At 69.6% G+C, this 25001-nt stretch carries 24 protein-coding genes and 1 pseudogene; 12 read left to right on the top strand and 13 right to left on the bottom strand.

Going from position 1 to position 25001, the window contains the following annotated elements; translation table 11 throughout:
- Positions 1–11 precede the first annotated feature (11 nt).
- A complete protein-coding gene (locus tag ACFHWY_RS11635; RefSeq protein WP_416580164.1) occupies positions 12–1046 on the top strand; it encodes a DMT family transporter in 1035 nt (344 codons plus the stop codon).
- Here the strand turns inward: ACFHWY_RS11635 and ACFHWY_RS11630 are convergent.
- The 5 genes from ACFHWY_RS11630 to ACFHWY_RS11610 form a co-directional block, all read right to left on the bottom strand.
- Positions 976–1629, bottom strand: coding sequence for a rhomboid family intramembrane serine protease (locus tag ACFHWY_RS11630; RefSeq protein WP_416580163.1), 654 nt, complete (start codon positions 1627–1629; stop codon positions 976–978). The two genes, ACFHWY_RS11635 and ACFHWY_RS11630, sit on opposite strands and share 71 nt — an antisense overlap.
- Positions 1630–1772: 143 nt before the next feature.
- Entirely contained in the window at positions 1773–2441 is a 669-nt protein-coding gene (locus ACFHWY_RS11625) for a lytic transglycosylase domain-containing protein (protein ID WP_416580162.1), read from the bottom strand.
- Between the two features lie 287 nt (positions 2442–2728).
- Positions 2729–4144, bottom strand: a complete 1416-nt coding sequence (locus ACFHWY_RS11620; RefSeq protein WP_416580161.1) for a PhoH family protein — start codon at positions 4142–4144, stop codon at positions 2729–2731.
- A gap of 368 nt (positions 4145–4512) precedes the next feature.
- Positions 4513–4854: a hypothetical protein gene (locus ACFHWY_RS11615; RefSeq protein ID WP_416580160.1), complete on the bottom strand. Its 342-nt coding sequence runs from the start codon at positions 4852–4854 to the stop codon at positions 4513–4515.
- A gap of 28 nt (positions 4855–4882) precedes the next feature.
- Positions 4883–5227 carry a hypothetical protein gene (locus ACFHWY_RS11610; RefSeq protein WP_416580159.1) on the bottom strand — a complete coding sequence of 115 codons (345 nt, stop codon included), beginning with the start codon at positions 5225–5227 and terminating at the stop codon, positions 4883–4885.
- Between the two features lie 264 nt (positions 5228–5491).
- Between ACFHWY_RS11610 and ACFHWY_RS11605 the strand changes: the two genes are divergently transcribed.
- The 3 genes from ACFHWY_RS11605 (at position 5492) to otsB (ending at position 7339) form a co-directional block, all read left to right on the top strand.
- Entirely contained in the window at positions 5492–5932 is a 441-nt protein-coding gene (locus ACFHWY_RS11605) for a helix-turn-helix domain-containing protein (protein WP_416580158.1), read from the top strand.
- 160 nt (positions 5933–6092) lie between these two features.
- The gene (locus tag ACFHWY_RS11600; RefSeq protein ID WP_416580157.1) at positions 6093–6446 is read left to right on the top strand and encodes a hypothetical protein; all 354 of its coding nucleotides are present in this window, start codon (positions 6093–6095) and stop codon (positions 6444–6446) included.
- 68 nt (positions 6447–6514) lie between these two features.
- Positions 6515–7339, top strand: a complete 825-nt coding sequence (gene otsB, locus ACFHWY_RS11595; RefSeq protein WP_416580156.1) for a trehalose-phosphatase — start codon at positions 6515–6517, stop codon at positions 7337–7339.
- A 27-nt stretch (positions 7340–7366) separates the two neighbouring features.
- Here otsB and ACFHWY_RS11590 read toward each other — a convergent pair whose 3' ends face one another.
- From ACFHWY_RS11590 to ACFHWY_RS11575, 4 genes are all read right to left on the bottom strand, one after another.
- Positions 7367–8137: an isoprenyl transferase gene (locus ACFHWY_RS11590; RefSeq protein WP_416580155.1), complete on the bottom strand. Its 771-nt coding sequence runs from the start codon at positions 8135–8137 to the stop codon at positions 7367–7369.
- A 31-nt stretch (positions 8138–8168) separates the two neighbouring features.
- Positions 8169–9311, bottom strand: coding sequence for a geranylgeranyl reductase family protein (locus tag ACFHWY_RS11585; protein ID WP_416580154.1), 1143 nt, complete (start codon positions 9309–9311; stop codon positions 8169–8171).
- A 319-nt stretch (positions 9312–9630) separates the two neighbouring features.
- Positions 9631–10485, bottom strand: coding sequence for a hypothetical protein (locus ACFHWY_RS11580; RefSeq protein WP_416580153.1), 855 nt, complete (start codon positions 10483–10485; stop codon positions 9631–9633).
- Between the two features lie 31 nt (positions 10486–10516).
- Positions 10517–12367, bottom strand: coding sequence for a phosphoenolpyruvate carboxykinase (GTP) (locus ACFHWY_RS11575; protein ID WP_416580152.1), 1851 nt, complete (start codon positions 12365–12367; stop codon positions 10517–10519).
- A gap of 416 nt (positions 12368–12783) precedes the next feature.
- Between ACFHWY_RS11575 and ACFHWY_RS11570 the strand changes: the two genes are divergently transcribed.
- Together ACFHWY_RS11570 and ACFHWY_RS11565 are read left to right on the top strand one after the other, a co-directional pair.
- Positions 12784–13311, top strand: a complete 528-nt coding sequence (locus ACFHWY_RS11570; protein WP_416580331.1) for a GtrA family protein — start codon at positions 12784–12786, stop codon at positions 13309–13311.
- Between the two features lie 63 nt (positions 13312–13374).
- Positions 13375–14073, top strand: a complete 699-nt coding sequence (locus ACFHWY_RS11565; RefSeq protein ID WP_416580151.1) for a GtrA family protein — start codon at positions 13375–13377, stop codon at positions 14071–14073.
- A gap of 11 nt (positions 14074–14084) precedes the next feature.
- Here the strand turns inward: ACFHWY_RS11565 and ACFHWY_RS11560 are convergent, their stop codons facing one another.
- Together ACFHWY_RS11560 and ACFHWY_RS11555 are read right to left on the bottom strand one after the other, a co-directional pair.
- On the bottom strand, positions 14085–14642 hold the full coding sequence (locus tag ACFHWY_RS11560; RefSeq protein WP_416580150.1) for a PH domain-containing protein: 558 nt from the start codon (positions 14640–14642) through the stop codon (positions 14085–14087).
- Between the two features lie 98 nt (positions 14643–14740).
- On the bottom strand, positions 14741–15616 hold the full coding sequence (locus ACFHWY_RS11555) for a biotin--[acetyl-CoA-carboxylase] ligase (RefSeq protein ID WP_416580149.1): 876 nt from the start codon (positions 15614–15616) through the stop codon (positions 14741–14743).
- Between the two features lie 75 nt (positions 15617–15691).
- Between ACFHWY_RS11555 and ACFHWY_RS11550 the strand changes: the two genes are divergently transcribed.
- Complete coding sequence (locus tag ACFHWY_RS11550; protein ID WP_416580148.1) at positions 15692–17275, top strand: acyl-CoA carboxylase subunit beta; 1584 nt, start codon at positions 15692–15694, stop codon at positions 17273–17275.
- 91 nt (positions 17276–17366) lie between these two features.
- Here the strand turns inward: ACFHWY_RS11550 and ACFHWY_RS11545 are convergent, their stop codons facing one another.
- The gene (locus ACFHWY_RS11545) at positions 17367–18113 is read right to left on the bottom strand and encodes a M50 family metallopeptidase (RefSeq protein ID WP_416580147.1); all 747 of its coding nucleotides are present in this window, start codon (positions 18111–18113) and stop codon (positions 17367–17369) included.
- A 107-nt stretch (positions 18114–18220) separates the two neighbouring features.
- Entirely contained in the window at positions 18221–20449 is a 2229-nt protein-coding gene (locus ACFHWY_RS11540) for a protein kinase domain-containing protein (protein ID WP_416580146.1), read from the bottom strand.
- A 91-nt stretch (positions 20450–20540) separates the two neighbouring features.
- Between ACFHWY_RS11540 and ACFHWY_RS11535 the strand changes: the two genes are divergently transcribed.
- From ACFHWY_RS11535 to ACFHWY_RS11515, 5 genes and pseudogenes are all read left to right on the top strand, one after another.
- Positions 20541–20753 (top strand): acyl-CoA carboxylase subunit epsilon, encoded by a 213-nt coding sequence (locus tag ACFHWY_RS11535; protein WP_416580145.1) that lies wholly within the window; start codon positions 20541–20543, stop codon positions 20751–20753.
- A 121-nt stretch (positions 20754–20874) separates the two neighbouring features.
- The gene (locus tag ACFHWY_RS11530) at positions 20875–21336 is read left to right on the top strand and encodes a hypothetical protein (RefSeq protein WP_416580144.1); all 462 of its coding nucleotides are present in this window, start codon (positions 20875–20877) and stop codon (positions 21334–21336) included.
- Positions 21337–22723: 1387 nt separating this feature from the next.
- Complete coding sequence (locus tag ACFHWY_RS11525; RefSeq protein WP_416580330.1) at positions 22724–23851, top strand: S8 family serine peptidase; 1128 nt, start codon at positions 22724–22726, stop codon at positions 23849–23851.
- A gap of 230 nt (positions 23852–24081) precedes the next feature.
- On the top strand, positions 24082–24726 hold the full coding sequence (locus ACFHWY_RS11520) for a Maf family protein (protein WP_416580143.1): 645 nt from the start codon (positions 24082–24084) through the stop codon (positions 24724–24726).
- Positions 24727–24735: 9 nt separating this feature from the next.
- Positions 24736–24882 (top strand): annotated as a pseudogene (locus ACFHWY_RS11515) (SAM-dependent methyltransferase); the annotation flags it as partial.
- Positions 24883–25001 lie beyond the last annotated feature (119 nt).

Genomic DNA, 25001 nt, shown 5'->3' with positions numbered 1-25001 from the left:
AGCGGGGTGGGGTGAGGGGAACGGTCGCAGCGGCGACCCGGACGACGGTTTCGGCGGGCCGCCGCGCCGGTGCGGTGGGGCTGGCGGCGTTCGCCGGGGTCGCCGTGGCCACCCAGTCACGGATCAACGGCGAGTTGGGCGGGCGCCTCGGTGACGGCGTCGCCGCCGCCGTCGTCTCGTTCGGTTCGGGCCTGCTGCTGCTGATACTGCTGGTGCCTGCCACCGCCAGCGGTCGGCTGGGTCTGGTCACGCTGCGCACCGCACTGTCACGGGGCACACTACGGCCCTGGCAGTGCCTGGGCGGCGGGTGCGGTGCGTTCCTGGTGTTCACCCAGGGAGCCACCGTCGGCGCACTGGGCGTCGCGGTGTTCACCGTGGCGATCGTGGCCGGCCAGTCCGCCAGCAGTCTGGCCGTCGACCGGGCTGGGATCGGCCCGGGCGGCCGGCAGCCGGTGACCGCCGCCCGGCTGGCCGGGGCGGCGCTGACCGTGGCGGCGGTGCTGCTGGCCGTCAGCGACCGGCTCCGGGAGCCGGCGACGCTGGGTCTGGCCCTGCTGCCGCTGCTGGCCGGTGTGGCAGTGGCGTGGCAGCAGGCGGTGAACGGGTGGGTCCGGGTGGTGACGGGTAGCACGCTGACCGCCACCCTGGTCAACTTCGCCGCCGGTACGGCGGTCCTGCTGGCCGCGTTCGCCGTCAGTCTCGCGCTGCGCGGGCTCCCTTCCGGTGACCTGCCCGCCGAGCCCTGGCTCTATCTGGGCGGACCGATCGGCGTGGCGTTCATCGCGGTGGCGGCGGCGGTCGTCCGGCTCACCGGCGTACTGCTGCTCGGCCTGGCCACCGTCGCCGGCCAGGTCGTCGGCGCGTTGCTGCTGGATCTGGCGTTGCCGTCGGCGGCTTCGCACCCCGACGCGACCACCGTGCTCGGCGCCGTTCTCACCCTCGTCGCCGTGGCGGTCGCCGCGCTCGGCGGGCGGTTCATGGCATGGTCATCGGGGATTCGGAGCGGTACGGCCCGTCGAGGTCGGATCGGCGGCGGCGAAAGATGACCGCGGCCACGATGCCGCCGAGCAGCCCGAAGAGGTGGCCCTGCCAGGAGATCCGTTCGTCGGTGGGCAGCACACCGACCAACTGGCCGCCGTAGAGCAGACCGACCAGCAGGAAGACGGCGAAGTTCCACCAGCTCCGCTCGACGATGCCGCGGGTGAGCAGGATGCCGAGGTAGCCGAAGATCACCCCGCTGGCACCGACCACGATCGTGCTGGGCGAGCCGGTGAACCACACGCCCAGGCCGCTGACCAGGACGATCACCAGGGTGGACCAAAGGAACCGGCGCGCACCCGCGGCCAACACGAAGGTGCCGAGCAGGATCAGCGGGATGCTGTTGCTGTAGAGATGGTCGAAGCCGTGGTGCAGGAAGGGTGAGAAGAAGACCCCGTCCAGCCCGTCGATACGCTGCGGGATGATGCCGGCGGCGGAGTCGAAGCCGGCACCGAGCCACTGGTCCAGGCCCTCGATCAGGAACAGGACCGGCACCACGGCACACATGGCGACGAAGGCACGGCCGATGGACGCGTAGAAGGCCGCGGTGCCGAACCGGTCGGGGTCACCGCTTCCGGGGTGCAGGGTCACCTGTCAACAGCTATCAGCAATTGTCGGCAGGCGCCACTTTTCACCCTCGTGGACCTGACCTGGTCCATCGCCCGTCCGGGGAGTCGAAAGACGCGGTGGGGAAGGTCGACCGACTGCCGATCTCCCCCACCGCGTCGTTCAGGTCAGTAGGAGCCCGTGTTCTGCGACTTCGCCCACGCGCCGCAAGGGTTGCCGTACCGGCCCTTGATATAGCCGAGCCCCCACTTGATCTGGGTGACCGGGTTGGTCTCCCAGTCGGCGCCGACCGACGACATCTTGTTGCCCGGGTATGACTGCGGGATGCCGTAGGCCCCGGAGGAGGGATTGCGGGCCTTGTGGTTCCAGCCGCTCTCCTTGTTCCAGAGCTTGTTGAGGCAGGGGAACTGGTCGATCTTGAATCCTGCGTCGATCATCATCGCGCAGCCGACCTTCCGGTTGCCGCTGAATTCCTCGCAGGACTCGGGGATCGGCCCGTCGTACGGCTTCGCGATCCGGGCCGCGGCCTCCCTGGCCTTTTCTTCGGCGGCCTTCTTCCGCGCCGCCTCCTCAGCCTTGCGGGCCTTCTCGGCGGCGGCCCGGGCCTGTTTCCTGACCTCGGTTGCCTGCTGTCGGGCGGCCCGAACCTGGCGGGAGACCGCCTGTTCCTGCCGATAGTCGACGTCGATCTCGGTGACGCTTCCGGCCACCTGCGCGCCCAGGCCCGGGCGCTGGGACTGGCGGTCCTCGCTGAGGTAGAAACCACCGGCTACGCCCACGGAGAGCAGCGCGAAAGCTGCGGTGCGGGCGGCGAACCGGCGCCACGGCCGACTCACGAAGTAATCCCTTCGTCGGGGGCAGGGTCACGGCGGGACCACGACCGCAGGGGTCGAAGCGCGCCGCGAGCGCCCGCGACCGGCGTGCCGATCGCCGTTGACGCACCGCGTCCGCCTGCCGGAGGCGTCCGCTCCCTCGTGGGGTGACGAACGATCACCAACGATGCGTCGGGTGCGTGGGCGCCCGTGGGACACCATCGCGCACAGTGAGGCTGATGGGAAACCGCCAGTCTTTATTGTGACGTGGGTCACATTTAGAACGTCATTGAACACGCCCTAAACGGGCATCAGCTTGGGATGTCCTCCAGCAGGTCCGTCACCATTGCGGCAATTGGCGAACGCTCTGAACGGCTGAGTGTGACGTGCGCGAAGAGCTGATGACCCTTGAGCGCCTCGATCACGGCGGTGACCCCGTCGTGTCGCCCGACCCGCAGATTGTCCCGCTGGGCGACGTCGTGGGTCAGCACCACCCGTGAGCCCTGACCGATCCTGGAGAGCACGGTCAGCAGTACGCCGCGCTCCAGGGACTGCGCCTCGTCGACGATCACGAAGGCGTCGTGCAGGCTGCGCCCGCGGATGTGGGTCAGCGGCAGCACCTCCAGCAGGCCGCGCGAGGTGACCTCCTCCAGGACGTTCTCGTGCATCACCGCGCCGAGCGTGTCGAAGACCGCCTGGGCCCACGGCGACATCTTCTCCGACTCCGAGCCCGGCAGGTAGCCCAGTTCCTGGCCACCGACGGCGTACAGCGGACGGAAGACGATCACTTTCTTGTGCCGGCGACGCTCCATCACCGCCTCCAGCCCCGCGCAGAGCGCCAGGGCGGACTTCCCGGTGCCGGCCCGGCCGCCGAGCGAGACAATCCCGATCGACTCGTCGAGCAGCAGGTCGAGGGCGATCCGCTGCTCGGCGGAGCGCCCGTGTACGCCGAACGCCTCACGGTCACCACGGACCAGCCGGACGGTCTTGTCCGGCATCACCCGGCCGAGCGCCGAGCCCCGCGACGAATGCAGCACCAGGCCGGTGTGGCAGACAAGGCCGGCCGCCGCGTCCACGTCGATGGCCTCCCCGGCGTACAGCCGGCCAATGTCGTCATCACCCAGCTCCAGCTCGGCCATCCCGGTCCACGTCGGGTCGCTCGCCTGCCCGTGCCGGTACTCGTCAGCCCGCAGTCCCACCGAGGCGGCCTTGACCCGCAACGGCATGTCCTTGCTGACCAGCGTCACCTCCCGCCCCTCGGCGGCGAGGTTCAGCGCGACGGAGAGGATCCGCGCGTCGTTGGACTCGTTGCGGAACCCGGGCGGCAGCACGCCGTCGTCGGTGTGGTTCAACTCCACGCGCAGGGTGCCACCGACGTCGTTGGCGGGTATCGGCCGGTCGAGCCGGCCATGGCGCACCCGCAACTCGTCCAGCATGCGTAGCGACTGTCGGGCGAACCAGCCCAGCTCCGGGTGTTGACGCTTGCCCTCCAACTCGGAGATCACCACCAGCGGGAGCACCACCTCGTGCTCGGCGAAGCGGTGGAACGCCGCCGGGTCGCTGAGCAGGACGGAAGTGTCCAGGACGAAGGATTGGCCCGCTGGTCGGGGCTCCCTGGTGTCGGCCGAACCCGCGGCCGCGGTACGGCGGCTCCGGGTGCTGCGGCGGATCGTGGCAGTCGCGGCCGGGCCCTGGTCGGTACCGGTGGTCGTACGGCGAGTCGTCACAGGCCTGCTCCGGCGGATGGGCACCCAGCCATCCGCGGTCCGCCTCCTCCGGATGCCCGGCGGACACGGGGTCGGATGCGGGCCCCGTGCGCGAGGTCGCAGGCCGGGCGGGCCGGCTGGCTCGGGACAACCCCGCGCCATGCCTAGACGCTAGCTCCCCGTACCCGTCCCGGCTAGGGCCTGTGCCGAAGTCCCCGGTCGAGCCGAGGCGGCGGTCCGGGCGGCGTTGTGGAACCGGCCGGGATGCATGCCCCCTGCGCGCATCCCGGCCGGTGGGACCACCGTCACCGGTCTGACGTGGCCCGGCGACGCCGCCCGAAGGGGGTACGCGTCGCGGTCTGCAGGACGGGCCCGGCCCGTCGGCCGGTTCAGCCCGTACGTCGGACGAGGGTGCCGGTCGAGTGCCGACCGGTGACCGGAGCGGCCGGCTCCGCGAAGGACGATCCGGTGTACGTGGTACCCGGCCGGTCCACCGTGGCGGCCACCCGGGTGGGGGCCGGGGAGGGCGCCGCGACCGCCAGTGCGGACGCGATCGCGGCCTGGGCGTCCCGGCGGCGGCGGTTCCACGCGCCACGGTCGCCGTCGAAGTAGCCCTGCCGGTAGCCGAAGCGGTACCCGATCCGGTAGCTGAGTTGCCCGTGCAGCCGCCCAGCGGCATAGCTCGTGGCGGCGAGCACGAGGACGAGGAAGATCGCGAGGAACGGGCTCATCCGGCTACTCCCCTCCGTCGCGCGCCCCTCATCGCTCCTCCGGTTCGATGGCGGTGGGGTCGGCGACCAGGAGCCGGTCGAGGTCGTCGGTGCCGACCTCCTCCACCAGCTCGACGCTGATGCGGCAGCCGTCCATGACCACCTCGGCCACCGACGACCGGCGGATCTCGCCGCCGGCATCGTAGACCCGGACGCTCAGCTCCGGACAGCCGAGGTGGGTTCGCCAGGCGTTCCACTCGGCCCGGTCGGCGACGCTCAACGACAGGTACCGGCAGCCCCGGGCGAGGTACAGGCGCCATGGCGCGCTCAGCCCGGCGGCGACCCCCTCTGCCACCAGACCGAATGCCTGGGCACGGGTGGCAAGTTCGGTCACCGCATCCCCCTCGCAACGGACGCGTGACGCAGGTGAGCATTGATCGTCTCAGGCGCGTGACACACCGCGGATTGTCCCATGAGCGTGACAGTATCAGCTTTTCGTTCGTTTGCCTCCGCACCCACGTACATCTATCCTTCGCAGGTGACACCCCTCAGGAAGAGTGCCGGAACGCCCTCCGGCCACATCGGCATGACGTCACGCAAGCGTGACAGAAGCGTGGCAGGATCCCCTACCAGGGCACGACGGTCGTACGGTCACGAGGTGACCGAGACGGCCAATGCGCGGAAGATCGCCTTCGCCACCTTCGTCCGGCGGGCTCTCGACGAGGCCCGCGCGACCCGGGCCTGGAGTGGCACCGAGGTCTCCCGGCGCACCGGCGTCTCCCGTCAGACCATCAACCGCTGGGTACGCGGCGACTGGGCCAGCGACCCGGAGGCCGAACGGGTGGTGGCGTTCTGCGAGGGCCTGGGGCTCGACCCGGCCGCCGCCTTCGCGGCGCTGGGCTGGGACCGGACGGCCTCCCGCCGGACGCCTCCGTCGCCACCACCGATGGACCCCGACGTGGAGGCGCTGCTACGCCGGCTAATCGACCCGGACGTCTCGGACGCCGAGAAGTTCCACATCCGAGAAACCATTCGTTATCTCGCATACCGCCCGACGCTTCCGCTCGGTGTCCGAAAACGAGATGGCGCGGCTGGCTAGATCCTCAGATGGCGAAAGAACGGCAGGTCAGCCTCATTCGTTTCGCTACGGGGCGGGAACGGGCGCGCTAGCGTCCGTATTCGTACTGCTTGGGCTCGTCGTCGGCGGGGGGACGGGACAAGGCCGAACCCAGCCCTGCGGGACAGAAGGGGGTCTCTCCATGACCCTGAAATGGTTTGCAGTCGTGGTCGCCACGGTCTCGGTGACGCTGTGCGTAACCGGAAACGCGGTGACCCTGGCCCTGAACGGCGGGCAGCTGCCGCTGCTCGTCAACCTATTCGCGCTCGCCACGGCGGGCACCGCGATCGTCCTGGCCGTCGTCGCCGAGTTGCACGACCGGCTCGACGACCGACTCACCGCACTCACCGAATTCCTGGTGGAGCGGCTGCGGGAGATCGAGACGCACACCGGCGACCGGAACTCCGGCTTCGTGGAGGGCTACCTGCTCAGCCACGGGCAGGAGGCGGCCGTAGTGCCGTTCGGACGCCGGGGACGTGGGGCCGCCGAACGCTGATCACGCCTGTCAACGGTCCGGGTTCCGCGCCAGGATTGAGCCGCCGAAGCCGGGGTACGCTGTCGCGCGTGCCGCCGTTGAATCTGGGCAACCAGCAGCCTAAGACCCCCCTTGACGCCGACCAGGCATGGCGGGCAACCGCCGACCGGGCGGCCGAGACCGTGCTCTTCTTCGACTTCGACGGCACCCTCGCGCCGGTCGCCGACGATCCGACACAGGTACAGCCCGCGCCGAAGGTGCTGGCCGCGATCGAGGCCCTGGCCCCGGCGGTACGCCGCGTCGCCATCGTCTCCGCCCGACCGGTGGCGTTCCTGCGTGAGCACTTCGACGGGCTCGTCGGCGTCGACCTGTACGGCCTCTACGGCTTGGAACACAGCCATTCCGGCGGCACCACCGTCACTGAGCCGGCCGCGCTGCCATGGGTACCGACAATGGCCGAACTCGCCGGCCTCGGCCGCGCCGAACTACCGCCCGGCACCCTGGTCGAATACAAGCGGCTCTCCGTTGCCCTGCACTGGCGTACCGCCCCGCAGCTCGCCGCCACCGTCGAGCAGTGGGGCCGCGACCAGGCCGAGCGTCTCGGCCTGCGGGTACAGATCGGGCGGATGGTGCTGGAGATCAAACCACCGGTCGACCGGGACAAGGGCATGGTGATCGACGAGCTGGTGCAGGGGGCGCGCGGAGCCTGGTACTTCGGTGACGACGTCTCCGACATCAAGGCGTTCGCCGCGCTGCGGGCCCGCGCCGCGGGCGATCCCGACTTCCTCGGCGTCTGTGTCGCCGTCGCCAATCCGGAGACCGGTGACGAGGTCGCCGGGGCCGCCGACCTCACCATCGACTCACCGGCCGCCCTGGGTGACTTCCTCACCGAGGCCACCCACCACCTCGCCTGAACCCTCGTCCTGGCGGACCGGTCCGACTCAGACTCCGTAGCGGCGCTGGCGGGTGGCGTACGAGCGCAGGGCGCGGAGAAAGTCGACACGCCGGAAGTCCGGCCAGTTCAGCTCGCAGAAGTAGAACTCCGAGTGTGCCGACTGCCAGAGCATGAAACCCGAGAGGCGCTGCTCACCGCTGGTCCGGATGATCAGATCCGGATCCGGCAGCCCGCGCGTGTAGAGGTGCTCCGAGATGTCGTCGACGTCGAGCGAGCCGGCCAACTCTTCCAGCGTGCCGCCGTTCGCCGCGTGTTCCGTCAGCAGCGAGCGCACCGCGTCAGCGATCTCCCGCCGGCCGCCGTAGCCGACCGCGATGTTGACCTGCGCGCCGCCGCCGCGCTCCCGGGTCCGCTCCTCCGCCGTCTTGAGCGCGGTCGCGAGCCGCGTCGGCAGCACGTCGAGCGCACCGACCATCCGTAGCCGCCAGGGATTGCCCTCCTCGGCCAACTCGGTGGTCAGATCCTCGATTATCTGCAGCAGCGGATCAAGTTCCGCCGCCGGACGCGACAGGTTGTCGGTGGAGAGCAGCCACAGCGTCACATGTCGCACCCCGGCGGCCTCGCACCAGCGCAGCAACTCCTTGATCCGCTCGGCACCCATCCGGTGCCCGTCGTTCGGGTCGACGAGGCCCATCTCCCGGGCCCACCTACGGTTGCCGTCGCACATCACACCCACGTGGTGGGGAACCGGGCAGCCCGCGAGCTTGGCGGTCAGCCGCCGCTCGTAGACGGAGTAGAGAAGTTTCCGCAGAGTCATCACCCTGCAGCGTAGCGAGCCGCCGCGCCGATCAGTGTGCCGGTGGCCGTTGCCGCGCCGGCAGGCCGAGGGCGATAAGTCCGAGCGTACGGCCGTTCAGTAGACCGTCGCCCAGTCCCAACTCGGCGACGGTACCGAAGGCACGCTCGTCCCGGCTGGCGGCGCGCACCGTCGCGTCCACGATCCGGCGGTGGCGGGCCAGCCAGGCCGCCGCCGAGCTGTGCCTCAGGTGCCGGCCCAGCCGGCGGCGTAACGCAGCCGCATACCGACGCGCGGCCTGTTCGGGCACGCCCGTCGCGGCGGCCCCCGCCAGTGCGCCGGAGCGCAGTGCGTAGAAGATTCCCTCGCCGGTGAGCGGATTTATCAGCGAGAGCGCGTCACCGGCCAGCAGCATCCGGCCCCGCCCCGGCACCGGCCGGAACGTGGACAGCGGCAGGTGATGGGCGCGCAACCCGCTCACGGTCGCCGGATCGGTGCCGGGCAGCAGCGCCGCGAGCCGGTCGAGCAGCTGTGCGCGGGTCAGCGGGTCACCGCGCAGGACCTCCCCGTACCCGACGTTCGCGCGGCCGTCACCGATCGGGAACGCCCAGGCGTACGCCGGCCAGCGGGCGGCCGAGGTGACGATGAGCTGCGTCGGCGGTCCGGGTAGGGCGGGCGCGTACCCCCGGATGGCCAACGCCAGGTGGCGATCCGGATTGTTCCGCTGGCCCAGCGCTCGGCGGACGACGGAGGCGGCGCCGTCCGCGCCGACCACCACCCCGGCGGCGATCTCGCCGTCCAGCACCACCCGGTCGCCGCGCACCTCGACCCGGCGGACCGCCCGCCGGGCCAGCACCGCGCCGGCATCGACCGCCGCCGCCACCAGCCGGGCGTCGAAGACCTCCCGCGGCACGGTGAACGCGGGCCTCGGCAGCCGCCGCGTCACCGCACCGCCGTCGGGTGCGACGAGCCGAAGCGTCGGCACGGGTGGATAGCCGGCCACCGCGTCGGTCACCCCCAGCTCGGCGAGTACGTCCAGGGCGCCCACGGCGATCCCGTCACCGCACGCCTTGTCGCGGGGAAAGTCGGCGCGGTCCAGCAGCAACACCCCCGCCCCCGCCCGGCGGGCCGCCAGGGCCGCTCCCACCCCCGCCGGTCCCGCACCGACCACCACCACATCGAACTCGTCGCGCACAGCCTCTCCTCCCCGGCCAAGACCAGCACCCCCGCCCCGACGCGGCCACCGCCGCGCCACCGCACCGCCGTCGGATGCGACGAACCGGAGCGCCGGCACCTTCGGAGGCTGTCGCGCGCCTCCTCTGCACTGCCTCAGACCCAACGCACCGCTATCCTCCCGGAATCGTTGCGCCCGGTGAAGCAGAGCGAAGGGGCCAGGCCAGCGGAGGGGCCAGGCCAGCGGAGGGGCCAGGCCGCAGTACGGCCCCGCGCCGCGTGTACGCGTGCGGCCCGGCGGCGGCGCAGGCGGCTGCTGCAGAACTGCGACGGGAGAGAGATCAGCCGGCGACCGGGGCGGTCCGGGCGGCGCGACGGATGCCGTAGACGACGAGCACGGCGGCCGCGACCAGCGGCGCGCCGTCGCGGACCAGGCCGTCGACGCCGAGCAGCCACCAGCACAGCGGCAGGTCAACGGCGAGCACCGCGGCGGTGACCACGATCAGCAGCGTGCCCGCCCACCGCCGACCACGCATCAGGAACGCGGTGCAGAACAGCACCAGGTAGGTGGCCGCGATGCCGGCGCCCAGCCAGAACAGCGCCGCGGGCACGGCGAGCAGTCGCCCGTCCAGGGTCGCGGCGCTGGCGACCAGCGCCGGCACCAGCATCAGCGGGCCGTAGGTGAAGGCGGCCACCCGGCTGGTCAACAGCCAGGCGCTCGCCTCCGGCCGGCTCGGCGGCGTCCCCCGCCAGGAGATCCCGGAGCGGTCGATGACCAGTCGGGGGCGGTGCCGCACCAGATGGTCGGCGAGCGCCGGGGAGCGGTACAGCAGCCAGACCACGGCGATACAGAGCGCGGTGAGCAGGGCGAATCCGAGTACGCCGGGCAGCGGCGGCACCCCTTGGCGGGGCACGATCAGCTGACCGACCGCGAAGACCGTGGTCACGGCGAGGATCAGGCCGAACGGACGGGCCACCGTCCGGCCGCGGCGCACATGCCCGATGAGCAGCAGGAAGCCGAACGAGCGCAGCATCGCCCAACCGGTCCGAACGGCGAGCCCGAAACCCTGCTCCGGCGCGTACCACCAGTTGAGCACCTCGACCACGACCGTGGCCGCCGCGGTCACCGCCAGCAAGGTGGTCAGCGCCCGGACGGCGGACGGCCGCCGGACCTCGGTCTCGGCGGCCGTCCTCATGAGATCCGATGATGCCCGGATCCGGCGTGGATCACACCCCCCGCTGTGGCTGGGCCGCGTCGAGCCGGGCGCGCAGGGCGTCCAGTTCCGCCCAGAGGACGCCCGGAAGCTTGTCGCCGAACTTCTCGAACCACTCGGTGACCAGCGGCAGTTCGTCCCGCCACTCGTCCGGGTCTACCTTCAGCGCGATCCGTACGTCCTCCGGGGTCATGTCCAGGCCGTCGACGTCGAGGGCGTCCGGGGCCGGCACCATGCCGATCGGCGTTTCGACAGCCTCCGCCCGGCCCTCGATCCGCTCGACGATCCACTTGAGCACCCGCGAGTTCTCGCCGAAGCCCGGCCACAGGAAGTTGCCCTCCGGGTCCTTACGGAACCAGTTGACGTAGTAGATGCCGGGCAGCTTCGACTCGTCGCCGTCAGCGCCCTTGGCCATCTCGATCCAGTGCCGGAAGTAGTCGCCACCGTGGTAGCCGATGAACGGCAGCATCGCCATCGGGTCCCGGCGAACCACGCCGACCGCGCCGGACGCGGCGGCGGTGGTCTCCGAGGAGAGGGTGGCCCCCAGGTAGACGCCGTGCACCCAGTCGCGGGCCTCGGTGACCAGTGGGACGGTGTCCCGACGCCGGCCGCCGAACAGGATGGCGTCGATCGGCACCCCGTTGGGGTCGTAGTAGTCCTCGGCGAGGATCGGGCACTGGGTGATCGGGGTACAGAACCGGCTATTCGCGTGCGAGGAGAGGCTGTCGCTCTCCGGCGTCCAGTCGTTGCCCTTCCAGTCCGTCAGGTGGGCCGGCGGCTCGCCCATGCCCTCCCACCAGATGTCACCGTCGTCGGTGAGGGCGACGTTGGTGAAGACGGAGTTGCCCCGGTCGAGCGTCCGCATGGCGTTGGCGTTGGTCTTCCAGTCGGTGCCGGGCGCGACACCGAAGAGGCCGTACTCGGGGTTGATCGCGTAGAGGCGACCGTCCGGACCGAACCGCATCCAGGCGATGTCGTCGCCGATCGTCTCGACCTTCCAGCCCGGGATCGTCGGCTCCACCATGGCCAGGTTGGTCTTGCCGCAGGCCGACGGGAACGCACCGGCGACGTGGTAGACCCTGCCCTCCGGAGAGGTGATCTTCAGGATCAGCATGTGCTCGGCGAGCCAGCCCTCGTCGCGCCCCATCACGCTGGCGATCCGCAACGAGTAGCACTTCTTGCCGAGCAGCGAGTTGCCGCCGTAGCCGGAGCCGAAGGACCAGATCTCCCGGGTCTCCGGAAAGTGCGAGATGTACTTGGTGTCGTTACACGGCCAGGCCACGTCCTGCTGGCCCGGTGCCAGCGGCGCGCCGATCGAGTGCAGGGCGTGCACGAACTCTGCGTCGTCGCCCATCGCCTCCAGGATCGCCGCACCCATCCGGGTCATGATCCGCATCGAGGCGACCACGTACGGGCTGTCGGTGATCTCGATGCCGAACATCGGCTTCTCCGCCTCGACCGGACCCATGACGAACGGGATGACGTACATCGTCCGGCCGCGCATCGAACCGCGGTACAGCTCCGTCATGGTCCGCTTCATCTCGGCTGGGGCCATCCAGTTGTTGGTGGGCCCGGCGTCGGATTCGTCTACGGAGCAGATGAAGGTGCGCTCCTCGACCCGGGCGACGTCCGTCGGGTCGGTGCGCGCGTAGAACGAGTTGGGCTTCTTCTCCGGGTTCAACCGGATGAGGGTGCCGGCCTCGACCAGCTCGTCGGTGAGGCGACGCCATTCCTGGTCGGACCCGTCCACCCAGACAACCTGGTCAGGGGTGGTCAGTTCAGCGACCTCACGGACCCAGGCGAGCAGCTTCGGGTGGGACGTAGGGGCCTGATCGATACCCCGAACGGTGGCCGGAGCAACCATGACACATCTCCTTGTGGTCGACGCTGACCGGTCTATGGAGTGCACGAGTTTCGGCGCCGCCTGCGCGTCGCCTTCGTGGAAACCTGGGATTGGCCTCAGCGTAAACTGATGGACCTCTCCAGTCAGTGATACTGGTTGTGAAGAACTGCACAAGGTGCGGCCGTGCTGCGGTATCACGAGCCTTTACCCGCTTTCACGCGCAGTTTCACGCAAATCCTCCGGGCAACCTGCGGTCAACGGACAGCGGTGGAGAGATTTTCGACCGCCAGCGCGGAAGCGGAAAAGGATGCCCGATTGCACGGATCCGGTTACGGTCCGTTCCGCGCCCGCCGACCCTCCGCAGCGGCGTACCCCGCTGGTCGTTGCTACCCGTCCAGCGGGCCGCCAACCGGTAGGCTCGCACGGTGGCCGCGACGATGACCGGGGAGCCAGGCTCCCGGCAGACCCGCCCGGGTCTGGTCCACTCCCTGATGGACCGTTTCGGTCACCTCGTCAAGGAGCTGAGCAAGTTCGCAACCGTGGGCGGCTTCGCCTTCCTCGTGGACTTCGCCCTGTTCAACTATCTGATCGGCCCACAGGGCGTGGAGCAGATCACCGCCAAGACCATCTCGACGGTGATCGCGGCGACCTTCGCCTTCCTCGGCAACCGGTTCTGGACGTGGCGACACCGCCAGCGCTCAAACCCGGCGCGCGAGTACGCCCTGTTCTTCTTCTTCAACGCGGTTGGCCTGGGCATCGCGGTGGCCTGCCTGGCCATCAGTCACTACGGGCTCGGCAGCATCTGGCCGGCGGTCTTCCAGACCCGGCTGGCCGACAATCTCGCCAGCTTCGTCGTGGGTACCGGGCTCGGCACGCTGTTCCGATTCTGGTCGTACCGACGGTTCGTCTTCGTGGATGCGGGAACCCCAACCGCTGCGGAAGCGGGCCCGGACCGCAGCGCGTGACCTGCCGCGCACTCGGATCGATCGAAACAGCCGACCCTGACCCAAGGCCCTAAGGTGTTGCGCATGCCTCTCGTCCGTCTGCTACCCGAGCGCTGGCAGAAGTTCATCCATGAGGCGCTTAAATTTGGCCTGGTCGGCGGCGTCAACACGGTCATCAATTACGCGGTGTTCAACGCACTCGCACTCACGGTCTTCGTCGACGGCCAGCTGAAGGCGACCGTGGTCGCCACGATCGTGGCGACCATCACGTCGTATCTGATGAATCGCCACTGGACGTACCGGGATCGTCCGAAATCAGCTATGCAGCGCGAGTACGCCCTGTTCTTCCTCTTCAACGGGGTGGGTCTGCTCATCGAACTCGGCGTACTCGCCGCCGCGAAGTATGGTCTGGGCGTAACCGGCCTGCTGGCCCTCAACATCGCCAAGACCGGCGGCGTGGTGCTGGCCACCCTGTTCCGCTTCTGGTCCTACCGGACCTTCGTCTTCCAGCCCGCGGCGCCCACGCAGGCAACCCAACGCTGGCACGGCCTGCCACGTGACGAGTGGGACACGATGGCCGGCATGGACCCGGTGGCCGAGTTCGCCGAGTCCGTCACAGAGTTGGCGGAGAAGGAGGCCGCTTCCACCCGGCCGATGCAACCGAGACCGGCCCAGGTACGCCGGGAGGCCGAGCTGACGGCGGCGTTCGACGCCGAACTGGAGGCCGAGTTGGCCGCACAGCTACAACCGGCCCCGATTCCCCGCCGCCCCCGCCGCCGCTAGCCCCGCCGCCACTAGGCCCCGGCGCCCTTGTCACGCTCGGCGAGGATCTCGCGCAGTTCACCGTCACCGAGCGAATGCTTGTCGTGGAACGCCTCGACCAGCTCGTAGAGCTTCGTCTGGACCCGGTCCACCTTCGGCACGTCGGGCAACACGGACTGGCCACGCTCACCGGCCGACTCGATGGTGAGGGTTCCATAGCCCAACACCCGCCCGACGAACCGCTGGCCCATCGAGTGGTCGTTGACCCGGCTGAGCGGAATGTCCCGGCGTTCCCTGGAGAACACGCCGTGCTGGAGCACCACCCGCTCGTTGGTGAAAAGGTAGTGCGTGGTGCGCCAGACGACATAGGGCCACACCGCCAACCAGACGGCCGCCAGCAGCGCCAGCCCGCCGATCACCGCGAGCGTGATCGAACCGCCCCCGCCCGAAGGCAGGAACAGCACGCCGGTCGCCACTGCGGCGACGGCGAACACCAGCACCGCCACCGGGCCCATCAGGGCCTTCCAGTGCGGATGCAGGTGCAGCACGACGTGCTCATCTTCGGTCAGCACGTCTTCGGGGAACGCCACGGAAACCTCCTCGCAGGAACGGACGCGCAGACCGTAACCTCCCACCGCCACCCCCTCACATCCGCCACGCGGCTCGTTACCCGCAGGCCGGCGCAGGGCTAGCGGAGGTGTTTGAGATCCGCGGCGGCCAGGGGACGCTCACCGCTGGGTGTGGCGAGAATCAGCTGACCGTCGCGGTCGATGGCGGTGGCGGTGCCGGTCAGCTCCGTGCCGTCGGGCAGCAGCGCCCGCACCTCCCGCCCGATCGTGCCGCAGACCGCCAGGTACGCGTCCCGCAGGCCGCTGGCCACCGCGTCCCCACCGGCGGAACGCCATCGGGCGTACCAGTCGGCCACCGAGCGGAGCAGGGCCCGCAGCAGCGGATCCCGGTCGGTGGCCGCCGCGCCGGCCAGGTGCAGCGAGGTGGCCGTCAGGCCGGTCGGATGTTCCGGCAACTCGTCGGCGCGCAACGTGACGTTCAGCCCGATGCCGAGCACCACCGCGGGCGGATCACCCAGGCCCGGGCCGGGCACCCCCTCGGCGAGGATCCCGGCGCACTTGGCGCCCCCCACCAGCAGGTCGTTGGGCCACTTCAGGGTGGCGTCCAGCTCGGCCAACCGGGTCACCGCCTCGACCAGCGCCACACCGGCCAGCAACGGCAACCAGCCGTACCCGGCCGCAGGTGCCGGCAACCAACCCTGCTCCAACGCGGTCTCGCCGGGCCGCAGCAGCACACTGGTCGCGATGCCGGCACGCGGCGGCGACTGCCAGACCCGCCCGCGCCGCCCACGCCCGGCGGTCTGCCGCTCGGCGACCACCACCAGGCCCTCCGGCTCGCCCGCCCGGGCCGCCTCGGCGACGTCGGCGTTGGTGGAACCGGTCTCCACCCGCAGCTCCAACCGCGCCCACGGGCCGTAGGGCGCGATTAACGCCCGACGCAGCCGCACCGCCGACAACGGCGGCCGTTCAAGATCGGTGTACGGCGAACCTGGCATTCCGCCAGCCTACGGGCGAGCCGGTGAGGCGAACTGCACAGCGGCCACCACCTGAACCATCGTTATATTCCCAGGGTGACTACCGAGACCGGGACCAACATCCACAGCACCGCGGGCAAGCTGGCGGACCTGGCGCACCGGGTCGACGAGGCGGTGAACGCCGGGTCGGCCCGCGCCGTGGAGAAGCAGCACTCACGGGGCAAGAAGACCGCCCGGGAACGCATCGGGATGCTGCTCGACGAGGGCTCCTTCGTCGAGTTGGACGAGTTCGCCCGGCACCGGTCCACCAACTTCGGCCTGGCGAGAACCCGGCCCTACGGCGACGGCGTGATCACCGGCTACGGCACCGTCGACGGCCGGCAGGTCTGCGTCTTCGCCCAGGACTTCACCGTCTTCGGCGGCTCCCTCGGCGAAGTCTTCGGCGAGAAAATCGTCAAGGTGATGGACCTGGCCATGAAGATCGGCTGCCCGGTCGTCGGCATCAACGACTCCGGCGGCGCCCGGATCCAGGAGGGCGTGGCCTCGCTCGGCCTCTACGGTGAGATCTTCTTCCGCAACGTGCGGGCCAGCGGCGTGATCCCGCAGATCTCGCTCATCATGGGCCCGTGTGCGGGTGGCGCGGTCTACTCCCCCGCCGTCACCGACTTCACTGTGATGGTCGACCAGACCTCGCACATGTTCATCACCGGCCCGGACGTCATCAAGACCGTCACCGGCGAGGACGTCGGCATGGAAAAGCTGGGCGGTGCCCGTACCCACAACGCCCGCAGCGGCAACGCGCACTACCTCGCCACCGACGAGGCCGACGCGATCGACTACGTCAGGGCGCTGCTTTCGCACCTGCCGTCGAACAACCTGGACGAGCCACCGGTCTTCGACGCGCTGGCCGACCTGGAGATCAGCGACTCCGACCGGGAGTTGGACACCCTCATCCCGGACTCGGCGAACCAGCCCTACGACATGCACCGGGTGATCGAGCACGTGCTGGACGACGGGGACTTCCTGGAGGTCCAGCCGCTCTACGCGCAGAACATGGTGGTCGGCTTCGGCCGGGTCGAGGGCCGGCCGATCGGCGTGGTGGCCAACCAGCCGATGCACTTCGCCGGCACACTGGACATCGCGGCAAGCGAGAAGGCCGCCCGCTTCGTGCGTACCTGCGACGCGTTCAACATCCCGGTACTGACCTTCGTGGACGTTCCCGGCTTCCTGCCCGGCACCGGTCAGGAGTGGGACGGCATCATCCGCCGAGGCGCCAAGCTGATCTACGCGTACGCCGAGGCAACCGTCCCGAAGGTCACCGTCATCACCCGCAAGGCCTACGGCGGCGCGTACGACGTGATGGGCTCCAAGCACCTGGGGGCCGACCTCAACTTCGCCTGGCCGACCGCGCAGATCGCGGTGATGGGCGCGCAGGGCGCGGTGAACATCCTCCACCGGCAGGAGCTGGCCGCCGCCGAGGATCCGGCCGCCGTCCGGGCCGAGAAGATCGCCGAGTACGAGGACACCCTGGCCAACCCTTACGTGGCCGCCGAACGCGGTTACGTCGACGCGGTGATCCCGCCGCACGAGACCCGTACCCAGATCGTCCGGGCGCTGCGGGTGCTGCGGACCAAGCGCGAGACCCTCCCGCCGAAGAAGCACGGCAACATCCCGCTCTAGGTGTGAGGAAGGGTCTGTCACGCCTGGCGCGATCTCCACCGGGCCCGGAGAAACGGTCGACCGGTCCGCGGATGCCACTCCCTACCGTAGGCTAGCTCGGCATGATGCCGGCCTCGGCGAGCAGTGGACCGGCCAGCATCAGGCCACCCACCACCAGCACGGCGGCGTTGACCAGGCCGAAGAGGACCACCCAGAAGAACGCCGGGAGCGGGGTGATCCCCGCCAGCTGGTCCGCGTCGGAGGCCGGCATCCCCCGCCGGGAACGCAGCCGCTGCAACTCCACCACTGGGCGTACGCCGCCGAGCAGCAGGAACCACACGCAGGTCCAGGCGAAGGCAGCCTGCACCTGCGGGGTGGCGTACCAGGAGACGGCGAGCACCACGCCGCCGGTGACCAGCAGCGAGAGCATCCCGAACACGTTGCGGATCATGATCAGCATGGCCAGCAGCAGGGCCACGGCGACCCAGAGCAGCAGGGTGATCCGGTTGCCGGCGAGCAGCCACGCCCCACCCAGGCCGACCAGGGGCGGGGCGACATAGCCGGCGAGCAGGGTCAGCACCATGCCGGGGCCGGTGGGGTGGCCGGCGGAGAGCGTCAGCCCCGAGGTGTCCGAGTGGAGCCGGATGCCGCGCAGCTTGCGTCCGGTGAGCACGGCGACCAGCGCGTGACCGCCCTCGTGCGCGATGGTGATCGCGTTGCGGGCGATCCGCCACGGCAACCGGGTGAGCACGACCAGCAGCGCGACGAGGCCGGTGAGGAGCACCAGCAGCGGCGGCGGGTCGGGCTGCGCGCCGAGCAGGCGGTCCCAGAACTCGGTCATGCCCTCGATCGACACCATGGGGCGGGAGCCTACCGCCCCCGCGTTGCTCACCAGGTGGGCCCACACCACACCAACCACACAGAGAGTTCTTTACATCTCTTGCCTCGGAGGGCCACGCCTGCCGATCAGTCCTGGCGGTCCGGCACGAACTCACGGAAGATCATCTCGAAGTTGTCGAGGTTGGCCGCCCAGTCCTTGTTCGCGACCTCCCAGCGCAGGGCGAAGCCCCGGTTGCTGGCGGGGACGAAAGCCCGGTTGCGGACCCGGATCCGGGTGTTGTCGCGGTCTTCGAGCCAGTCCCAGTCGGCACAGGTCCGCCACTTGCAGTCGAGCGGCGAGATACCGATGAACTCGTAGTTGCGCACCAGGTTCTTCCGGGCCGGCTCGATGCTTCGCCAGTCTGCTTCGGCGTCCCGCTTGGGCGTGTCGGTACGGTCGATCAGCAACTCCCGGACGCCGTCCGGTTCCTGGTAGATGACCGAGGTGCCGTTGGTGCTGCGCCGCCAGCCGTCCGGCACCGGCACCTTGAAGCCCACCGGGTCGGTCCGCAGCGTCCACCCCGGCGGCACGCCACCGGCCGGCTGGGTGGGGCTGGGGGAGATCGACGGGCTGGCCGAGGCGGACGGGCTCAGGGTGCCGGTCGGTGGCGGGGCGGCCGGTTCGGAGGACGCCGACGCGGGGGCGGTCGGCGTGCCCGCGCCGCCCTGCGGAGTCTCGTCTCCATCGTTGCCGCTGGTCAGCAGCGGCACCCCCACCACCAAACCGAGCAGCAGCACCGCGACCAACGCGCCGACGAGCACGACGCGGCGGGTCCGCTCCGACCGAAACTGCCCGGCGGTGAAGAGGGAGCCGCGCACCGGTCCCGGGCTGACCGGTGCCGCCGGCATGAGCGAGGTCGGCTGCTGAGGCGCCGCGCCGGTGGACTCGCCCGTCGACAGGCCAGTGACGTCCGGGGTCGCCTGGTCGCCCGTCGCGGTTGCCGGCGTGGTCTGCGTGTTCCGCAGCCCGGCCTGACCTTTGGGTGCCGCAGCCGCATTGCCCGGCGCGCTACCGCCGGACGAAGGGGGCTCCGTCTGCACTACAGGTGGGGTGGCGGAATCGGCTGGTCTACTGCCCGACTCAGCCGGCTGGCCGTCGGTCTGGGCGGCTCCGTCCGACGGGCCGTCGGTCTGAGCGGACCTGGTGGTCCCGGCGCTTGACTCCGTTGCCGTCGAGGTCCCGTCAGCACCGGTGACGGCGGCGTCGACCTTCGCTGTCGGCTCGGCATCCGAGCCGCCAGCCAGGGCGACCTTGGCAGTCGCGGCGGCCTCCGAGCTGTGCTGGGTACCGGTCGACTGGTCCTGACCGGAGTCATCCGCTGCGGCTGCGGCCAGCGGTCCGGAAGCTGGTGGCGTGCGCGGCGCTGGCGGGGTGACCGGCGTCGCCGGCCGCTCACCGGACGGGCGCGGCGCCGGCACCAGCGTTGGGCGCGGCTCGCGTGGCCCGTTCGGCCCGGGCCGGCGTACGCCGCCGAGCAGTGAGATTCCCCGGGCACGCCGGCCGCTGGCCTTACGCAGCATCCGCTCGGCCGACTCGGCGGTGATCCGCTCCTGCGGGTCCTTGCGGAGCAGCCCGGCGAGCACCTGCTTGAGCGGCCCGGCGTTACGGGCCGGCGGCACCGCCTCGGTGGCGAGAGCGGCCAGGGTGCCGATCGCCGACGGCCGCGCGAACGGGGACTTGCCCTCCACGGCGGCGTAGAGCGTGGCGCCCAGCGACCACAGGTCGGCCTCCGGCCCGGCGGTGCCGTCGCGGGCCCGTTCCGGCGCGATGTACGCCGGCGAGCCCAGCACCATGCCGGTGCGGGTGACGTTGGGGTCACCGGGAATCGTGGCCAGCCCGAAATCGGTCAGCACCACCCGGCCGTCGTCGCCGAGCAGCACGTTACCGGGCTTGACGTCGCGGTGCATGATGCCGGCCTTGTGCGCGGCTTTCAGCGCGTTCAGCACCCCCAGCCCGATTTCGACGGCCTGGTCAGACGGGACCGGACCATCCGCGGCGAGGGCGTCCTGCAACGACCGGGACGCCACGTACTCCATGACGATCCACGGGTCGCCGTCGGTGCGGAGCACGTCGAAGATGCGTACCACGTTGACGTTGTTGAGTCGGGCGATGGCGCGGGCCTCGCGCAACGAGCGCTCGCGCATCTCGCGGCGCTCGTCGTTGGTCAGGCCCGGCGGCGGAACCAACTCCTTGATCGCGACATCGCGGTGCAGCACCTCGTCGCGCGCCCTCCATACCCGACCCATGCCGCCCTGACCGAGCGGCGAGATGAGCCGGTACCGGTCGGCGACGAGTTGGGGGGCTGGTTCTGACATCGCTGAGACGGTACCCGGCAGGGCCGACGGTCACACCGCCGGCACGCCACTGTACGAAAAGGTCACGTCCATCCGGCGTACGCTGGGTGCCATGTATGTCGAGGAGCCGCTGTTCCGGGTGGTGCGCGGCGTGCCGACGGCCGAGGAACTGGCCGCGCTGGTGGGCACGATCGTCGTCCGGGCCCACCCGTCGGCGGAGCCCGCACCGATGCCGACATCGTCGTGGGCGCGCAGTGGACGCCCGGCGGGCCGGGCGCTGACACCCGGTGCCGGAGCGTGGCGCGCCTCCGGTCTGCCCCGCTGACAATCCGGTACACCACCTCGCCACCGGCCAGCAGGCGACGGCGCCACGCGGGGGCTGCCGGGGCGACATCCAGCGTCTAACCTCACTCAGGGGAACGGGGCCGTGACAGGTGGGAGGGCCGATGATCCCTGCGGAGGATCGACCAGCGTCCTGGTTGGGCAGTTACGGCGGCGTCGAGGCGGACATCCGCAAGATGCGGGAGTTCGCCGACAGGCTACGTGCCGAGGTGGAGAGCAACTATGCACCATCCCTGCGCTACATCGCCGACGACATGGTCACCGAGGTACCCAATCCGGCCGACGCGTTCATCGAGCTGGTGCATTTCATGCGGGCACACCAGGAGACCCAGCAGGCGGCAACCAACGCGGTCTGGGGCGTCGGCGACACGACCGGCCACCTGGCGGAAGCCGCCAAGATCGTGGCCGACCAGTACGGCGACGCCGACGCCTTCTCGGCGGCCCGGCTAGCCGACATCCAGCGGGCGTTCGGGCGGGCCGGTGTGCTACCCGCCCAGCCCGCATCCTCGCCGTCGCCGACCGGACCAACCGGCGGCGACACCACGGGTCAGGTGGTGCTCCCATGAGAGATCCGGGTCTCGGCCGCAGCGGCGGCCTCACCGACTGGTACCTGATGAACGTGGCCGACATGTGGGCCTGCCTCCAGGACCACGACACCGAGAACCACTGGCGGCACGTCGCCGGTTGGCGCAAGGTCGGCGAGCTTGCCGGACAACACCTCGGACGACTCAGGACGTACCGCGAAAGCCTCGCCGACGCCTGGCCCCCCGAGACCAACGCAGCGTCCCGCGCGTACCTCGCCGAACTGGATGCGCTGATCGATCAGACACAGCGCACCCACGACGTCGCCGCCAGCAACCAGACCGCCCTGTCCGTGGCGACCCAGGCCCTCACCAGCACCCGCGCCAAAATCAAGAAGATATACGACGAGTACGCCGGCAAACTACAACTGAAACGAGCCTGGGAAGAAACGGCAGCCGACCCCAAAGCCGCCGCCGGCAGCCGCGCGAGCCAACCACCGGTGACCGACTCCGACCTGGAACACCTGAACGTCCAGGCACGCGGAATCATGTACGGACTCAGCGGCGAACTACAACAAGCCCAAGCCCAACTCCGCTACCCCCGAACCCCGACCTCTATTTATCCCGCCAGAGATCAGCCTTCCTTCGAGCATCATTCCATTTCAGGGAACTCTGCCCCGATCATTCCGCCTATCGTGCCAGCACCTTCGTACACACCCGCAAAATTTGCCAAGACTCTACCACCCACGGCAGGTCAATCGGTTCCAACTCCCATCCCCCTGAATGCAGGACCGATACTTACTGGCGCTAGCCCCAGTCCCGCTCCCGCCGTCTCCAATCCCACCCTTCCGACTACGATTCCGGCCCTTACGTCCCCAAACGTAGCCACTCCGCCAACGCGAATTCTTTCTACGCCGCAGGACCCTATACGACCCGGCCGAGTCAGCCAACCGACCAGTCGTGGACCGAATGCGACGCCTCGGGTGACGCCACCCGGAGGACTAATCGGCGGAAGTTCAGGGCCAGGACTCAGTCAACCTACAGCAGATGGGGGGCAACTTCGAAGAGGCAATCCCATAGGTGGTGTAATCGGCGGTGGTAGCGCCGGCACCGGCCCTAGTGGCGCCGCTGGTTCACGCCCAGGTAGTGGCCGGGGAATCGGCGGCTCTTACACTTCACCCATCGGCGGCTCCCCGCACTTAGGCTTTTCAAACACCAGCACAATTGGCCGCCTACCGAAAGAATCATATCGACGCAGCAGCAACGAGCCACGTCGCTGGGATCCGGACGACCCGTGGCAAACAGACAAAGGCGTTGATCCTGTAATCCTGCCGCCCGATGAGGACGGTCCAACGGACCCGGGACCAGCAATTGGCTTAGACAGGTGAGATTTCATGGCGAGAAGGCACTTTGCCTGTCGTTGTTCATTGCAATGCTGACCGCACCAACAATTTCCCGCCCCCCCGCCGAGACGGAGGCCCTATCGCCGCGCGCCAACATTTATGATATTCGTGGCAGGCAGTGGCATCTCGACTATCTATCAGTGCGCCAGGTGCATAAATTAAGCCAGGGCGAAGGCGTTATGGTTGCCGTAGTAGACACCGGAGTCCATCCACATCCCGACTTGCGCGGCAATCTCGTTGCGGGCACATCCGTATTGCACGGAGACAGAAGCAACGGGCAACAAGATAGAGACGGCCACGGAACAGGCATGGCAGGGCTTATATCCAGCCACGGACGCCCTGCCGGGAAAGGCGCCCTAGGGATCGCACCCAAAGCGAAAATTTTGCCGGTCCGCTTCAAGCTAGACGGCCCACTAGGAACAGCTACAGACCTTAGTCAGGCCATTGAGTACGCGATTAGCCGAAAGGCCCAGATAATTAGCATTTCTTCTGCCGGAGCCGCCAACCTTGCCTTACAGCGGGCAATACAGTCAGCCGCCCGAGCCGACGTGGTAGTTGTGGCAGCCGCCGGCAACATACCAGCCGACCGGCATGTCGGATTTCCTGCGGCTTATCCGAATGTTATTGCCATTGGCGGGATCGATCGGGGCGGAAAACATACGAGAATATCCGTAAGCGGGCCAGAAGTCGACCTGGTCGCGCCAGCGGTTGAGATCTATAGCACCAACTTCGACGGCGGATATCGAGCGGGCACGGGGACGTCGGGGGCGGCGGCGATTGTGGCTGGGGCGGCGGCCTTGATTCGGGCGAAGTATCCATATCTGCCGGCTGATGAGGTGGCGCACCGATTGACTGCGACGGCGATCGACAAGGGGCCGCCGGGGCGGGACGACCAGTACGGGTACGGGGTCATCGACCTGGTGGCGGCGTTGACGGCAGACGTACCGCCGAGGGGTTTCGGGTCGGTGCCGGCGACGCCTGGCGGCGGTGGCCCGACTACGGCGGAGGCCGGCGGGCCGCGAACTGGCGAGAATCGGGCGGCTACGGTGCGCGGGCTGGTCACGCTCGGCGTCCTGCTCGCGGCGGGCGGCGCCTGGGCGTTGGTTTTGCGCCGACGACGCAGATCCGCCGATCCGCCGCCGCGGATCAGCCGGTGAGGCGCCGGAAGCCTGGCGCGGCTGACTGCCGGGCGACGTCGGTTGGTGCGGCAAGGGGACGTCGGTGGATCAACGAGAGCGGCGGGTACGTGTTGTCTTCTGAATTATGCATCGCCCCGAGGCCGAGCCGGTGGTCTCCAGAGAGCAGCAGCGGAACCGGGGGTCTCGATCGGGGCGGGGCGTGCGGCCGGGGGGCCAGTAGCCGGTAACGTCGGAGGGTGCCTGATGTCATGCCGCTCCGTATCGTGCTCGCCTCGGCGAGCCCGGCCCGCCGCAAGTCCCTCCAGAATGCTGGTATCGAGCCGGACGTGCTGGTCAGCGGCGTCAACGAGTCCCTGGTGGTGGCCGAGCAGGCGGAGGATCTCTGCCTGGAGTTGGCCCGGCTGAAGGCGCAGGCCGTGCTGGGCCGGCTACGGACCACCGACTACGAGCGCACCCTCGTGCTGGGATGCGACTCTGTGCTCGCCTTCGACGGAGAGATTCTTGGCAAACCCGACGATTCGGCGGAGGCCGTCCGGCGGTGGGAGCGAATGCGAGGGCGCAGCGGAGTGCTGCACAGCGGCCACTGTCTCATCGACATTGACGCGGGGCGTCGTGCGGAGGCTGTGGCCTCCACGGTGGTCCACTTTGCCGACATCAGCGACCACGAGATCGCAACCTACGTGGCTACCGGCGAGCCGCTGGCGGTAGCCGGCGCATTCACGATCGACGGGCTGGGCGGGCCGTTCGTGGAACGAATCGAGGGCGACCCGGGCACAGTCGTCGGGCTGTCCCTGCCCCTGCTGCGGCACCTGATCGCCGAACTTGACCTACAAATCACCGATCTATGGACGAAGATCGCGCCCGGTAACCAGATGGTCGAACCACTCAGTTAGTTTTCGAGCATGACACTCAAGTCGATTCCGCTCACCGACGATCTACACACCTACCTTGTCGCGCACGGCGCGCCACCGGACGAGGTCGTCCGCGACCTCACCGAGGAGACGCTGGCCGTGCTGCCGGAGCACGCGTCGATGCAGGTCGCCCCGGAGCCAGGGCCGTTGCGTTCTCGCTCGGCAAGCCGGTGAGCTGGGATGATGCTGGGTGATTGGCCTGTGTGGAGGCGGTTGAAGCGGGTGAAGCCCTCAAGGTGATCATGGAGTTTCTCTAG

The organism is Micromonospora sp. LOL_024 (genome assembly GCF_048060415.1).
Taxonomy (GTDB): domain Bacteria; phylum Actinomycetota; class Actinomycetes; order Mycobacteriales; family Micromonosporaceae; genus Micromonospora.
Note: the sequence above shows the minus strand (reverse complement) of the source record. Positions and strands in the feature narration are given on the sequence as shown.